Annotated in this window: 16 protein-coding genes; all 16 read right to left on the reverse strand. The window is 45.5% G+C overall.

From position 1 onward, the window contains the following. Nucleotides 1-9: 9 nt before the first annotated feature. On the reverse strand, nucleotides 10-894 hold the full coding sequence (gene era, locus A3IE_RS0105270; RefSeq protein WP_020394552.1) for a GTPase Era: 885 nt from the start codon (nucleotides 892-894) through the stop codon (nucleotides 10-12). Continuing rightward, nucleotides 887-1,558: a ribonuclease III gene (gene rnc / locus A3IE_RS0105275; RefSeq protein ID WP_026154793.1), complete on the reverse strand. Its 672-nt coding sequence runs from the start codon at nucleotides 1,556-1,558 to the stop codon at nucleotides 887-889. The genes era and rnc overlap by 8 nt, the downstream gene beginning before the upstream one ends. Before the next feature lie 12 nt (nucleotides 1,559-1,570). Next, on the reverse strand, nucleotides 1,571-1,951 hold the full coding sequence (locus A3IE_RS0105280) for a DUF4845 domain-containing protein (RefSeq protein ID WP_020394554.1): 381 nt from the start codon (nucleotides 1,949-1,951) through the stop codon (nucleotides 1,571-1,573). Between the two features lie 70 nt (nucleotides 1,952-2,021). Further along, entirely contained in the window at nucleotides 2,022-2,792 is a 771-nt protein-coding gene (gene lepB / locus A3IE_RS0105285; protein ID WP_020394555.1) for a signal peptidase I, read from the reverse strand. Between the two features lie 58 nt (nucleotides 2,793-2,850). After that, nucleotides 2,851-4,656: a translation elongation factor 4 gene (gene lepA / locus A3IE_RS0105290; protein ID WP_020394556.1), complete on the reverse strand. Its 1,806-nt coding sequence runs from the start codon at nucleotides 4,654-4,656 to the stop codon at nucleotides 2,851-2,853. Beyond that, nucleotides 4,649-4,915: a glutaredoxin family protein gene (locus A3IE_RS0105295; RefSeq protein WP_020394557.1), complete on the reverse strand. Its 267-nt coding sequence runs from the start codon at nucleotides 4,913-4,915 to the stop codon at nucleotides 4,649-4,651. Before A3IE_RS0105295 ends, lepA begins: the two co-directional genes overlap by 8 nt. Then, on the reverse strand, nucleotides 4,908-6,338 hold the full coding sequence (locus A3IE_RS0105300; RefSeq protein ID WP_026154794.1) for a DegQ family serine endoprotease: 1,431 nt from the start codon (nucleotides 6,336-6,338) through the stop codon (nucleotides 4,908-4,910). Before A3IE_RS0105300 ends, A3IE_RS0105295 begins: the two co-directional genes overlap by 8 nt. 174 nt (nucleotides 6,339-6,512) lie before the next feature. After that, the gene (locus A3IE_RS0105305) at nucleotides 6,513-7,442 is read right to left on the reverse strand and encodes a catechol 2,3-dioxygenase (protein ID WP_020394559.1); all 930 of its coding nucleotides are present in this window, start codon (nucleotides 7,440-7,442) and stop codon (nucleotides 6,513-6,515) included. A 2-nt stretch (nucleotides 7,443-7,444) separates the two neighbouring features. Continuing rightward, nucleotides 7,445-7,783 (reverse strand): 2Fe-2S iron-sulfur cluster-binding protein, encoded by a 339-nt coding sequence (locus tag A3IE_RS0105310; protein WP_020394560.1) that lies wholly within the window; start codon nucleotides 7,781-7,783, stop codon nucleotides 7,445-7,447. Nucleotides 7,784-7,868: 85 nt separating this feature from the next. Beyond that, nucleotides 7,869-8,693, reverse strand: coding sequence for an alpha/beta fold hydrolase (locus tag A3IE_RS0105315; RefSeq protein WP_020394561.1), 825 nt, complete (start codon nucleotides 8,691-8,693; stop codon nucleotides 7,869-7,871). Between the two features lie 19 nt (nucleotides 8,694-8,712). Continuing rightward, nucleotides 8,713-9,774, reverse strand: a complete 1,062-nt coding sequence (locus tag A3IE_RS0105320; protein ID WP_020394562.1) for an NADH:ubiquinone reductase (Na(+)-transporting) subunit F — start codon at nucleotides 9,772-9,774, stop codon at nucleotides 8,713-8,715. A 124-nt stretch (nucleotides 9,775-9,898) separates the two neighbouring features. Next, nucleotides 9,899-10,261: a phenol hydroxylase subunit P4 gene (locus A3IE_RS0105325; protein ID WP_020394563.1), complete on the reverse strand. Its 363-nt coding sequence runs from the start codon at nucleotides 10,259-10,261 to the stop codon at nucleotides 9,899-9,901. A 10-nt stretch (nucleotides 10,262-10,271) separates the two neighbouring features. Further along, nucleotides 10,272-11,804 carry an aromatic/alkene/methane monooxygenase hydroxylase/oxygenase subunit alpha gene (locus tag A3IE_RS0105330; protein ID WP_020394564.1) on the reverse strand — a complete coding sequence of 511 codons (1,533 nt, stop codon included), beginning with the start codon at nucleotides 11,802-11,804 and terminating at the stop codon, nucleotides 10,272-10,274. Between the two features lie 17 nt (nucleotides 11,805-11,821). Beyond that, entirely contained in the window at nucleotides 11,822-12,094 is a 273-nt protein-coding gene (locus A3IE_RS0105335; RefSeq protein ID WP_020394565.1) for an MmoB/DmpM family protein, read from the reverse strand. Nucleotides 12,095-12,104: 10 nt separating this feature from the next. Further along, nucleotides 12,105-13,103, reverse strand: coding sequence for an aromatic/alkene monooxygenase hydroxylase subunit beta (locus A3IE_RS0105340; RefSeq protein WP_020394566.1), 999 nt, complete (start codon nucleotides 13,101-13,103; stop codon nucleotides 12,105-12,107). Between the two features lie 42 nt (nucleotides 13,104-13,145). Then, nucleotides 13,146-13,397, reverse strand: coding sequence for a phenol hydroxylase subunit (locus A3IE_RS0105345; RefSeq protein WP_020394567.1), 252 nt, complete (start codon nucleotides 13,395-13,397; stop codon nucleotides 13,146-13,148). Between the last annotated feature and the right edge of the window lie 142 nt (nucleotides 13,398-13,539).

Raw genomic sequence — 13,539 nt, forward strand, 5'->3', positions numbered from 1 at the left:
ATTAAGAGATTAGCGTGTAATCCCTAAACTTTGCAAATGGCGGGGACTATTTTCCCAATCCGCCTCGACACGTACCCACAACTTGAGCATCACTTTATGCTCAAGAAAATGTTCCAAAGCAATACGTGCGGAGCTACCGATACGTTTTAAGGTTTCCCCTTTATTGCCAATAATAATACCTTTTTGGCTCTCGCGGCTGACCCAAATCGTGGCATGAATTTCAGTGAGCTTTGGTTTTTCTTCAAATTTCTCAATCTCGACCGCTGTAGAATACGGTAATTCCTGATGCAAGTAGGTCATCAACTGCTCACGTATCAATTCACTACTAATAAAACGCAGCGATTGATCGGTAATATCATCTTCTTCATAAGCCCATTCCCCTGCCGGCAAGACCTTGAATAAAGCTAGCTTCAGCGCCTCAGTATTCACCGCTTTAGTAGCCGATAAAGGAAAAATCTCCGCAAACTGACGCTTAGTGGCGACTTCCGCAAGCCACGCAAAGAGCTTCTCTTTTTGACTAATGCGATCTACTTTGTTGGCAACCAAGAAGATAGGCGCTTTCACATGCTCCAAGCGACTTAAAACCAGATTATCCTCCTCCGTCCAGCTCAAAGCTTCCACCACCATCACAACCGCATCAACACCCTCTAACGCAGCAACGGCCTCTAAATTAATCGTTTTATTCAATAAGCTTTTAGCGGTTTTATGAATGCCGGGGGTATCGAGCAAAACCAGTTGATGCTCACCCTCCGTCAAAATGCCACGTACATTATGGCGAGTGGTTTGCGGCTTATTGGCAACGGCTGCGACCTTCTGCCCCACTAATTGATTCATTAGGGTGGATTTACCGACATTAGGACGACCGGAAATAGCCACATGGCCAAACTTAGTCATGGTTTGCACTCACCAATTGAAAGGCTTTAGCAGCAGCTTCTTGCTCGGCTTTGCGCCGACTGCCTGCAATGCCTTGCGTACGAATTTGAAGGGCTTCGATCACACATTCGGCCGTAAACGTTTGGCGATGCGCCTCCCCTTCAATCCCTAATAAATGATAATCTGGCAGCTCAAAACCGCGTGATTGAAGAAATTCCTGAAGGCGGCTTTTGGGGTCTTTTAAGTCATCTTCCGTGGGCAAATCGTGTAGACGCGCCCCATACACAGTGAGCACAAAGCGCTCAGCTTCTTTAATGCCTTGCTCCAGATAAATACAGCCAATCAAGGCTTCCAAGGCATCCGCTAAGATCGACTTTCTGCGAAAACCACCACTTTTTAATTCGCCAGGCCCTAAACGTAGAAAATCACCGAGTCCCAAGTCGGTAGCGATCACCGCTAGTGCATTTTCATTCACTAAAGAAGCACGTAAGCGGCTTAAATAACCTTCACTCGCTCGCGGAATGCGTCGATAAAGCTCCGTGGTAATAATCAGTCCAAGCACACTGTCGCCAAGAAACTCCATGCGCTCATTATGTCGACCATCGGCGCTACGATGGGTAATGGCTCTCACAAAGGTGTCAGTCGCCATCAACTCTGGTGCAAGTAATTTCTTTAGCCTATCCATCCAAACTCACTGTTATCTTTTCAAAACCTCCGCATGATGAAAGCTCACCAAAAACTCAATATTGGCGAACCATTTTTTGCGGACTTCATAATCCACCTGAATAGCAGGAACATTGTTTTGTTCCCGCAACAGTACTAATGAAAAGTGTTTATCTAGGACATTGCTAAAGCCATTTACGTTCAAAGGGCCAGCAAGTTTTCTGCGTAATTGCTGTGTATCCTTAATAGAACTATCTTGTGCGACTTCTTGAGTCATTGTTTTGACTGCTGAAAACTCAAGATAAATAGGTACAAGTTTTATAGCCGTTATTGCAATAAAGACTATCAAACTTACAGTAGCTATCCATGTCAAAAATGTTGCGCCACGTTGTTGTTTTTTTGAAGGCGTCATCATGCCTGTCAACTCCTACTTTATTATTTTTATATACACTTAATTCAGATTAGTTTTTAAAAATCTATTTGTACTAATCAATGGTTTGGATACGAGACAAATTTAAACCATCACCACCCATATTGAAATGAAACCAAATCAAAATTGCTTTACCGACTAAGTTTTCTTCTGGCACCAATCCCCAATAACGACTATCGTTACTCATATCACGATTATCGCCCATGACAAAATAATGTCCATCGGGGACAATTATTTTACCAACTGGCCCTGATGCAATAGGAACTTGTAAAATATCGTGCTGCACACTCCCCAAAGACTCTGAAAAGCGATTGGTAACGGTCACACGATTATCTTGATCCACCGCATTATATTCACCGATGGATTTATTGAGAGCAGGAGTGCCATTAATAAACAATTCTTTATTGCGCCATTCAATCGTATCGCCAGGCACGCCAATGACACGCTTTATATAGTCCACCTTAGGGTTTTTCGGAAAACGAAATACCACAACATCACCTGTTTTAGGCTCATTAAGCGCTAGCAGCTTATGATGGGTAACCGGTAGACGTAATCCATAGGTAAATTTATTCACTAAAATAAAATCACCAATCTCGAGAGTCGGCAACATCGAACCTGATGGAATACGGAAGGGTTCAAATACAAAGGAGCGCAGTAACAAAACGACTAATAGCACTGGGAAAAACGAGCGCGCATACTCAACATACCAAGGCTCAAGCCCGCCCTCAGTTTTAGGTTTACCGCGCGTCATTAGCCAATAAATCAATGAAATTAGCCCTGTTATTAAGGTGGCAACAACCAACCAAAACTCCATGTCCATATCCATGTTCAGTTTTTATCCTTTTTAGAACTCAGAAAGCAAAAGCTAAGCGAATAGGACAGCATTACTTGTCATTCACCCGCAATACCGCAAGAAAGGCTTCTTGAGGAATATCCACACTCCCTACTTGCTTCATACGTTTTTTACCTTCTTTTTGCTTTTCTAATAACTTGCGTTTACGACTCACGTCACCACCATAGCATTTGGCTAATACGTCTTTGCGCATTGCTTTTACGGTGCTACGGGCAATAATTTGGCTGCCAATCGCCGCTTGAATCGCGACTTCATACATCTGACGTGGAATCAATTCTTTCATCTTTTCCACTAACTGCCGCCCACGTTGTTGGGCAAATTCGCGATGCACCATAATCGCTAACGCGTCAACTTTCTCGCCATTAACTAAGATATCAACCCGCACCATAGGCGCTGGTTCAAACCGATCCAAACTATAATCGAAAGACGCATAACCGCGACTGACTGACTTAAGTTTGTCAAAAAAGTCTAATACCACTTCGGCGAGAGGCAAATCAAATGACAATTGCACTTGATTGCCGGTGTATTGCATATTTCGCTGGATGCCACGCTTTTCAATACAAAGTGTTATCACATTACCCAAATATTCTTGTGGCACAAGAATATTACCGCGAATAATCGGTTCACGAATCTCCGCTATTTTACTAATCGGCGGTAATTCAGAAGGATTATGAATTAAGGTGGTATCACCATCGGTGAGTGCAACTTGATAAACAACCGTAGGGGCAGTAGTTATTAAGTTGAGGTTATATTCGCGCTCCAAACGCTCTTGCACAATTTCCATGTGCAACATACCTAGGAAACCACAACGGAAACCAAAGCCTAAGGCCTGAGAGGTTTCTGGCTCATAAAATAAAGCCGAATCATTTAATTGCAGCTTCGATAAAGCATCACGCAGATTTTCATACTGATCCGCATCAACGGGAAAAATTCCCGCAAAGACACGTGGCTGAATTTCTTTAAAACCGGCTAAGGCTTTTTCGGCTGGCTTTTGGGCATCCGTAAACGTATCACCCACGCGTGCCGCCGTAATTTCCTTAATACCGGCAATCACAAAACCGACTTCGCCTGCTTTTAGACTTTCTTTGTCTAAAGCTTTGGGTGTGAATACGCCGACGCGCTCCACCTGAAAATCACGCCCCGTTGACATGGCACGAATTTTCATTTTTTTACGAATTTCGCCATCGACCACGCGCACTAAGGAAATAACGCCTAGATAATTATCGAACCATGAATCAATAATTAAAGCTTTCAAAGGTGCATTCGCATCACCAATAGGAGCAGGGATACGCTCCACTAATTGCTCTAATAAATCTTCAATCCCTACGCCCGTTTTGGCACTCACATGCACCGCATCTGTCGCATCAATCCCAATAATATCTTCGATTTCCTGACACACTCGATCGGGGTCTGCTGAGGGTAAATCTATTTTATTTAGAACCGGCACTACCTCTAGATTTAACTCAATCGCGGTATAACAGTTCGCGACACTTTGGGCTTCTACACCCTGTGAGGCGTCGACGACTAATAAAGCACCATCACAAGCTGCCAGTGAGCGCGAGACCTCATAAGAAAAGTCAACATGCCCAGGGGTATCAATGAAATTTAATTGATAGGTTTGACCATTGCGCGACTTGTAGTCCAAGGAAACACTTTGCGCTTTAATGGTAATACCACGCTCCCGTTCCAAGTCCATGGAATCAAGAACCTGCTCTTCCATTTCACGATCTGCTAAACCACCACAGACCTGAATAAAGCGGTCAGACAGTGTCGATTTACCGTGGTCAATGTGCGCAATAATGGAGAAATTGCGGATGTTTGGATTTACGTCACCCATGATTTAAAGCTTGTCTCACCGTATCTGCATCGAAAAAGTGGTAGCACAATACTTCATCGTTTAACGCTACTACGGGCACATCCACGTCATAACGCTTACGTAAAGCAGCATCTTGATCGATGTCAATCAATTCAAAGTCAAAGTCAATTGTTTCTTGTAGCGCTTGCTGCAATTGACTTAATTCCGCAATCAGTTGCTCACACAAATGACAGCCCGCGCGATAATACACGCTTAATTGGGGTTTTGTCTGCTTATTCAATGGTTAATGCCAAGAAACGCGCTGCACCGTCACGCTGGACTAACAAAGGTACGGTTTTACCCTTAGCAAAATCAGAGGCAATCGCTTTAAATTGTTCAGGTGATCCCACCGCACGGCCATCCAACAATAAGATAATGTCACCTGACAGCACGCCCGCTTGCTTTGCAGGTTCGCCTGTAACTTGTTCGACCAAAACACCCGCCCGCTCCCCTAAGGCTTTTTTAGCCCCTGCATCTAAGGGAACTACTTTCATGCCTAACATCGTCTCAGGCACGGGTGGAAGCGCTGGTTTAACCTCAGGTTGAGTCGATCCCATGGTTTCTTGCAGTGGCAATTCCCCAATAGTAATACTCACTACCTCGCGCTTGCCGCTACGCATAATCGTTACACTAGCTTGTTGACCAGCACCCAAGCCACCAATAATCGCGGGCAAGGCGGCTGCACTGTCTACGCTTTGACCATTGACCTCCAAAATGACATCGCCTTCTTTTAGTACATCCACTGCTGGCCCTTGGGCAATCACCTGCGCCACCAAAGCACCACTCGGCATCAACATACCAAATGACTTCGCTAAATCCTGATCAACTTCTTGAATATAAACGCCAAGCCAACCACGCGTTACTTTACCTTTGCTCTTTAATTGATTGACCACATCCATAGCCATATTAATGGGAATGGAGAAGGACAAACCCATATACCCACCCGAACGGCTAAAAATTTGTGAGTTAATCCCTATCACCTCGCCCTGTAAATTAAACAAAGGACCGCCGGAATTGCCCGGATTGATAGCGACATCGGTCTGAATAAAAGGCACATAAGAATCGGTAGGTAAATTTCGACCCGTAGCACTCACAATGCCCGCGGTGGCACTCGACTCTAAACCAAAAGGTGAACCAATTGCCAACACCCATTCACCGACTTGTAATTTGGAAGAGTCACCAATAGTGAGTGTCGGTAGATTGTTAGATTCAACCTTGATTAAAGCGACATCGCTGCGTTTATCACTGCCAATCAATTTAGCTTTGAACTCGCGGCGATCATTGAGTTTCACTAAGATTTCGTCAGCATCTTCAATGACATGATGATTAGTGACGATATAACCATCAGCAGATAAAATAAAACCGGAGCCACTCGCGCCTTGATCAAAACGTGGCAAACCGCCCCCGCCCTTTCCTTCCTCTTTAAAGAAACGTTTCAGCATCTCATCCAATAGACGTTCTGCTTCAGGCGATTGGTATTGCTCAGGCAGCATATGCGTAACCGACACTTTTGCTTTAGTGCTCACATTTACTACAGCGGGGCTACGCGTTTTGACTAAGGCAATAAAATCAGGCAGGTTATCGGCATGGACAGCACAACCACTTACCATACAAAATGACGCCATCAGACAGGCGCTTAAAAAATACTTTATCAATGTGTGCATGAGTGGCGCTCCTAAACCTAACTTTTATTGTTGAGCATAGGTGCACTAGCTTACCTGAAACTACTTAGGCTAGCCATGGATAATCTATCAGCCATTGAATAGATCAATCACAGATAAAAAAAGCCATGCCTTTTATAGGGCATAGCTTTCTCAAAAACTTAATGAAGCCTGCGATCAGGTCACGACGCTCAAGAAGCGCTCATTTAAGGATTGATTATGGTAGAAAATCGCGCCGCCTAATTCGTCTTCCGTCCACGTAATTTGGGGATGATCCGGATACCAATCGTAGGAGTCACAGAAGGTTTCATTACGGTTTCCAGATGGATCAAAGAAGTAAATGGTACGACCACGGGTAATGCCATGGCGAGTGGGCCCAATATCAATTGGAATTTTGTAGCGCCCCATAATATCCGCCGCATGTAAGACTTCTTCCCACGATTTGAGTAAGAAAGAAGCATGGTGTAATTTGCCTTTTTCGGCGTGACGAATTAAAGCAATATCGTGAGCCTTCATGCCGCAGGTTAAGAAACTGGCAATTTGGAAATCGCCATTCGGCCCTGCCATCACTTTTTCCGTTTCATTGAAGCCTAAAACGTCTTTAAATAACTTAACCGAACCGTCTAGATCGTCACCATATAACAAGCAATGGTCGAAACGATTCACTTTCATACCTTTTAAATCTTCTGGCCAAGGATGAGGATTAAGCGTCCCTACTCCATTGCCTTTAAAATCTTTCTCAGCATAAAGCTCAAAGAAATGTCCCATGGGTGAGTCAAAACGTACCCGCTCACCACAATGCTTTAACTCACCAGCAGGAATGCGCTCAACCTTGCAGCCAAACTCGCGCAAACCCTGCTCTAAGCGATCTAAAGTTGCTGTGCTGTCGACTTTAAAAGCCATGAAATCCATGCCGGGCTCGTCTGCCTCGCGCAATACCACAGAAAACCAATCCTGTTCGTCCCAGCCCTTCAGATAGACACGTCCTTGTTCATCGCGTGCGGTTTCAATCAGCCCCATCCGTTCAACATAATGCGTTAGCGATGCATCCATATCCAACACACGCAATTGCACATGCCCCGGCCTCAAAACGCCTGTCATTGCCATAACTACTCTCCTCTTTCAGTTTTAATCACGACAGCTTGCTCGGGATGAACGGCCTTCCTCATTTTGCCGACCACCTCAATCACTAAATCGCTGCTCGGTTGGCAACGACAAGCTAAGGCATAGCCATCCTGCTCCTCTTGTTCGGTCACATGAGCGCGGCTCATCTTGCCGTTGCTATATTCACCCGACTTAACATGTACCTTACAGACTCCACAACCCCCATTACGACAACCCACTGGAATACCTTTACGACCCAAGCGCACCATCGCTAGGAGCAACATCTCGTTGGGTTTGCAAGGAAAACTATCGCCAGAATCGGTAATCTGAATGGTAAAGGTCATGCATTCTCCTCCGCTTGACTTAAACCAAATAATATCGATATTTTTTTATTTCGTCGATATTTAATGATTGTCTTAGGTCAAATAATCACTCCCTCAGTAAAAAATGCTTCACTAGCATATTAAACGCCGGAGCATATTCAATTTGCGTCCAATGCCCGCACTGCCCAAACACGTGCAATTCGGCACGTTGAATCAAACCTAATAAATCATAGGCATTTTGGAGAGGAATGACTTGATCTTCGCGCCCGTGAATAATCAAGGTTTGGTGGGGTAAAGCACGAATATCCTCTAACTTGCTCGCCATCGCATCCACCCAACGTTGGCGTGGTGCGGGAAACATGGCTGAAAATGATTCTTGGAAACCGGGGCGAATACTGGCTTGATAACGCAAATTGGCTAACTCGTCATTCACCAATTCACGACTATACGCAAAAATATCCAGCAAAGCCTTCATTGCCTCCAAAGATGGCTGGTAACCCCAAACGCGATCTAAGCCTTCAGTGATCGTAAAAGGTACTCCCACACTCCCCATTAGCACCAATTTATTCACACGGTCTGGATGGCGAATCGCCAGTGCCAAAGCTAGTGCACCGCCGAATGAATTACCCACAACGGAAGCACGTTGAATACCGAGGGCATCTAATAAACCCAGCGCCTGAGTGACCCAATTATCCATGTTATACGTGTAATTCTCGGGTCGTTCGCTGAAACCAAAACCCGCCATATCGGGCGCTATGACGCGGAACGCTTCTGCTAAACTAGGCATGGTTAAACGCCAATTTGCCCACGCACTGACCCCAGGGCCAGAGCCATGAATCAGTAACACTGGCTCACCGCTGCCCACATCATGGTAATTCGTCAGAATGCCTGCCGCTTGAATCGAATGGGCAATTTCTGGATTCACACTCATGACACACTCCTCAATAGTTTTAGATGTTTTTGAATAATGGGCTTTTAACGGTCGCTCCACTAGCTTGGTTATAGAAGTTTTCCATAAACATATCGCGCTCAAATAAACGCCCCTGCATCAAGGTAGTGATACAAGCATCAATCATCGGTGGCGGGCCACACATATACGCTTTGTACCCATTAAATTTGCCATTGAAATGTGTTTTAGCGGCTTCGTGCACAAAGCCTCGCATCCCCTGCCAATTGGATTCCGTTGGCTCATCGGATAACACCGGTATATAAGTGAAATTGCTATGCTCTGCCGCCAACTCTTCAAATAAATCGCGGTAATACAACTCAGCCTGATTGCGTGCACCGTAAATGAAAGTGATAGGACGTTGTTCGCCACGCTCAAATAAATCTAGAATCATTGATTTAGGGCTTGATAAGCCCGAACCACCTGCGAGAAACAACATAGGTTCTGGTGCTGATTCACGAATATAAAAGCGCCCATAAGGGCCACTAAAACGAATTTCATCCCCCACTTTTAATTCATGGTGAATCCATGAAGTGGCTTTACCCCCCTCCACCAGAGCAACATTCAACTCAATAAGATTTTTTTCAGAAGGTGGACTCGCAATCGAAAAGGCACGCGGTTTATCTTCCAACCCTGGAATCAGCAAATTCACATAATGTCCGGCTTGAAATTCAATACCATCATGCTCAATGGCTAGAAAAATACTTTTAATGCGTGGCGTTAGTGCCTCGATTTTGGAAACCACACCAATAAAATCACGTACCGGATGATGCTTGGCATCAGGTTCTTCTTCCAAATCCGCTTCAATGGTCAGATCGCTAAGCGGTGTGGCGCAACAGGCCAAACATTTGCCCTCTTCGCGCTCCATGTCCATCAAGGCAAAAGCTGAAGCCGCACCGTGATCAATATCGCCCTCCAACACCTCAATTTTGCAAGTGCCGCATAAACCATGACCACAAGCATGGGGCAAATAAATTCCTGCACGTAAAGCCGCATCCAAGAGCGTCTGTCCTTCTTCCACCTCAATCGTTTCGCCTAAAGGCTCAATGGTGAATTGATAGCTCATAACTCGATCCTTTTCCTGATGCTTTCCGCTTACTTTCTCTAAAACCCTTCTGCTCAGAATAGGGAAGAAAGACAAGTGCTATTTGAAAATAGACCTCCCCTTTATCAGGGGAGGCTGGGAGGGATTAGTTCCCCGTACCTTTATAACCATCGAGACCCGGTGTTTTGAAGCGAATTAAGGACTTATGTCCCACGCCATTATCCTTGAGACTCTTGCTCATATCCGGCGTAAAAGCTTGCCCATCAAGCAGCCATTCGACTTTATCCCATTGAATTTTGGGGAAGTCAGGATGGGGGCCTAAAACGCTAGGCAAGACTGCTTCGGTCAAAGCACCAAATGGCATATCTGGCGGCAGCGGATAAGCATTTGCGGTACAAATACTGGTGTGATAATCCCAACCGACATACACCAATTGATTCCCGTGGAAACGATCAACGCTATCCATCATCGTGATAGGATATTCACCTGTTAGACATTTAACCGTCATAATTCACCCCTTATGCCGCTGCATTCGATTGAGAAGTGGCAGGGCTCGCCTCACCTTTCATGGCCTTCCAACGTGCCTCATCGGCTGAGCCTTTATAATCGCCACCATCTTCGGGTTTAAAGTGATACCAATTGAGGATGTCTGGAATTTCCGCGCCACCACAATTACCTTGGAAGATTTGATGGACTGGCAACCACGCATGTACATACTTTTCTGGCTCATGATCAAAAATGTCTTTGCAGCCATCCGAACAAGTATGGAATTTCTCGCCATTAAATTCGCTAACACGATAGGCAATTTGCATCGGGTCATTTTTACTGACTTCAGTAAAGCCCATCGGAATCTGGCAGACTTGGCAAAGCTGCGGTAAGCCCATATTAAAGAAACGCTTGCCTTGCGCCTCCATCTCACGCCACATCTCAATACGGGGGCGATAATACTTATCAAAAGTATTCGGGTATTTCTCGCTTAACCAATTCATTTTGGCCTCGGTCGGAAGACCAATATTGAAGGCTGCCGCATGAATATAATTATAGAAAATCCCCCACACTTGATGACTTAGATGCTCAGCTTCAGCCGTCGCTACTTCATGGTGTTTAGGCATCCTTAAGCCATAGCGCGCCAAGTCATTAAATAGCGCCCCCGAGTTCTCGACGAAATAGATGTCCCACGCTTCTTTCCACGACATCGGGCTTTCCGGTAGCATGTAGTCTTGCATCATGGATACCAAACCCAGGACGCGGTAAGCGCGCCAGAAGTGTTTATCGATCCAGCCTTGAATAATCGGTAGATTGTCTTCGTGCTGCTCCACCAAGAACTTAATAATCTCCAAGCCCAAGGTCATATGGCGCGACTCATCCGATTGTGCAGAAAAGCCGAAAGTTACGGTCGCCATATCGCCATTAAAGGCAGCACCCGACATAAAGGGCACGAACAAGAGATTGGTTAAGACATACTCGAAGGCGAAGGAAACGGAGGTAATAAACTCAAAAGGCCCCGCTGATTTCGCATCGTCAAAATACGATTTAGGCACAGACAGATACCACACCCGATCATGCATGTGGAAAGGATCGTGCATCCCATTAAAGTGCTTGTTGTAATGGCTAATGGTATGAATCTGCGTTTGGGCGTGACGCAATTCATCAATGGACTGCATTTGACAAGCAATCTGAGCCCCTTCCCCACTAAACTGACGCGCTAAACGGGCAAAGCCGCGATGCGCCTGATACTCAAGCGGCGATACCCCTTGAATAAATAGCTTCAGTGCATTCACATAACTACCGTCGGAGAGATTCAAATGCGCATTGTTCTGCGCGAAAGAATCCATGACTGCATACAATTTCTTGTCTTTCTCAGCCTGATATTTCCAATACGCATCCGCCGTTAAGCGGAAAGGGTCTTCCCACTTACTCCAGTCGGTGATTTTGATGCCTTCATAGCTTTCGTTCGAAAATACTTTTTCTTTCGCTTGATAAGTTGGTTCCCAGCCTAAGCCACGGGTGAGTAACTCATAGCGCTTACGCATATTTAATTTTTTAGCCATGTTCAGTCCTCCTCTGCTTAATGGCGCACGACACGAAAATAGTCGTCGTCTTCTTCGATATTGCCGGACAGTGAAATCAAGGTGAGATGCAACTCTTGCAAATCGACGTCTCGCCCTGCTTGCTCACACACTACCTCCCGCGTCATACCTAATTCACCCATGGCTTCAATACGCACCATACCAGGTTGATAATCGAAACTGGCCTTAGGGTTTTCTTGCTCTAGGGCATTAATGAAAGGGCGCGCTTCGGCGGTATCTTGGAAAATGAGAAATACTTTGCCTTCTGACATACGCTACCCCTTATACCTTCACGCCGTTTTTCGCCAAGCGCGTCACCAAGTCCTGCTTTACCGCCATGACTTGTTCAGCCGCTTGGTCACCGAAGCCTAGACTTGCAATCGAGGTCATAGCGGGTTCTAAACGCGCGAGCCAGTGCTGCGTCCATTGGCTGAGTAACGCCGCATTCTCCGGTGACTCGGCTGCAGTGACCTTCATGAGCTGATTCGTCCAACGTACCGTTTCGTCATACCACTCGGTCATGAATTGAATCAGCATTAATAAGGGTGCACCGCCTTGGGCGGCAAGCTTTGCCATCAAACGCTCGTAGATCAGCGGGTATAACAAACCATCCATCACCACATTTTGCGCCACCATGATTTCAAACCAATCAGCCAGCACAAAACTATCTTCCATAGCATGACGTAAAGGCTGCCATACTGGATTCGTCAACCAAGCCTCGCGGGCAGCCACTAAGGTGTCTTCTTCGTTTTCATCCAGCAATAAGGCGATGCGTGATAAGTATTGCGCCATGCCAATACGGTCAAAGCCATTAAACGAAGCTAAAGAGGTAATCGTCACCCCATAGCCACGGTCGCAAATATCTTGATTATTTAAGTTGGCTCCGTATTCAACATGCCGTAGAGGGATTAGCGTTTGCCGTACAATATCCAAGACTTCCGCCGGTATGTTTTGCAACAGATTATGCTTTTCCACCATCTCAAAACTATTTTCCATCAGTTCTTGTTGCTTAGCACGGGCAGTCACATAGGCGGTGTAATAATATTGGCGTGGGTCGGTAAAGCTATACCAATCCTTCATCTTAATGGCGGTACGTGACGCATCAAATAATTGGTGCTCGGTGTCCCACGTCGCGGGATAGTGGAAATTGGTCGTGGGTTGCACATCGTAGACGGCTTCTTGATAACGTGTGGCGGGTTTATTTTCCCCTACACGTCGCGCAATGTGCGCATAATTTATGCGCAGCGGCTTTATTTCTTTGGCCGCAATACTCAATGACATAGTCTGCTCTCCTCCAATTGTAAAACCCCCTAAGCAAACACGTTAAGCACTCACACCGGGCTGGCCATAACGCCATTTCAACCGGTCATAATCGACTTGTGCTTGCTGTTCGGGTGTAAGCTCTTGAACCTGTTGGCGTTGGCAGAATTGGCGAAATTGCTCAAACGGCAAGACCAATTCAACAAACAAGCTTGGATCGCCAATGGAAAAGTCGAACTCGACAAAACGCTGGTTGCGCACGCCCGTGACGCGCACATAGCGCTTTGAAATATCTGAAGTAGTTCCAATATCCATGGCTTTGCTTTCCTCCAAAGCGAAAACCTAAGAGTCGAGCTACTTTATGCAAATACTGTGCCAAAATTATTTTTATTAATTTTCAATAACTTATATAGATTTTATTAAACAACCGGCCAGATTTTTCACCAACTCATTAACT

The sequence above is a fragment of the Thiolinea disciformis DSM 14473 genome (genome assembly GCF_000371925.1).
GTDB lineage: Bacteria > Pseudomonadota > Gammaproteobacteria > Thiotrichales > Thiotrichaceae > Thiolinea > Thiolinea disciformis.

What these genes read in the sequence shown, in the direction of transcription:
- A3IE_RS0105280 (WP_020394554.1), bottom strand. Translation starts at nt 1,951, where the DNA reads ATGATGACGCCTTCAAAAAAACAACAACGTGGCGCAACATTTTTGACA.
- A3IE_RS0105330 (WP_020394564.1), bottom strand. Translation starts at nt 11,804, where the DNA reads ATGGCTAAAAAATTAAATATGCGTAAGCGCTATGAGTTACTCACCCGT.
- A3IE_RS0105310 (WP_020394560.1), bottom strand. Translation starts at nt 7,783, where the DNA reads ATGACCTTTACCATTCAGATTACCGATTCTGGCGATAGTTTTCCTTGC.
- A3IE_RS0105305 (WP_020394559.1), bottom strand. Translation starts at nt 7,442, where the DNA reads ATGGCAATGACAGGCGTTTTGAGGCCGGGGCATGTGCAATTGCGTGTG.
- A3IE_RS0105325 (WP_020394563.1), bottom strand. Translation starts at nt 10,261, where the DNA reads ATGACGGTTAAATGTCTAACAGGTGAATATCCTATCACGATGATGGAT.
- A3IE_RS0105320 (WP_020394562.1), bottom strand. Translation starts at nt 9,774, where the DNA reads ATGAGCTATCAATTCACCATTGAGCCTTTAGGCGAAACGATTGAGGTG.
- A3IE_RS0105335 (WP_020394565.1), bottom strand. Translation starts at nt 12,094, where the DNA reads ATGTCAGAAGGCAAAGTATTTCTCATTTTCCAAGATACCGCCGAAGCG.
- lepA (WP_020394556.1), bottom strand. Translation starts at nt 4,656, where the DNA reads ATGGGTGACGTAAATCCAAACATCCGCAATTTCTCCATTATTGCGCAC.
- lepB (WP_020394555.1), bottom strand. Translation starts at nt 2,792, where the DNA reads ATGGATATGGACATGGAGTTTTGGTTGGTTGTTGCCACCTTAATAACA.
- A3IE_RS0105315 (WP_020394561.1), bottom strand. Translation starts at nt 8,693, where the DNA reads ATGAGTGTGAATCCAGAAATTGCCCATTCGATTCAAGCGGCAGGCATT.
- A3IE_RS0105300 (WP_026154794.1), bottom strand. Translation starts at nt 6,338, where the DNA reads ATGCACACATTGATAAAGTATTTTTTAAGCGCCTGTCTGATGGCGTCA.
- A3IE_RS0105340 (WP_020394566.1), bottom strand. Translation starts at nt 13,103, where the DNA reads ATGTCATTGAGTATTGCGGCCAAAGAAATAAAGCCGCTGCGCATAAAT.
- A3IE_RS0105345 (WP_020394567.1), bottom strand. Translation starts at nt 13,397, where the DNA reads ATGGATATTGGAACTACTTCAGATATTTCAAAGCGCTATGTGCGCGTC.
- rnc (WP_026154793.1), bottom strand. Translation starts at nt 1,558, where the DNA reads ATGGATAGGCTAAAGAAATTACTTGCACCAGAGTTGATGGCGACTGAC.
- era (WP_020394552.1), bottom strand. Translation starts at nt 894, where the DNA reads ATGACTAAGTTTGGCCATGTGGCTATTTCCGGTCGTCCTAATGTCGGT.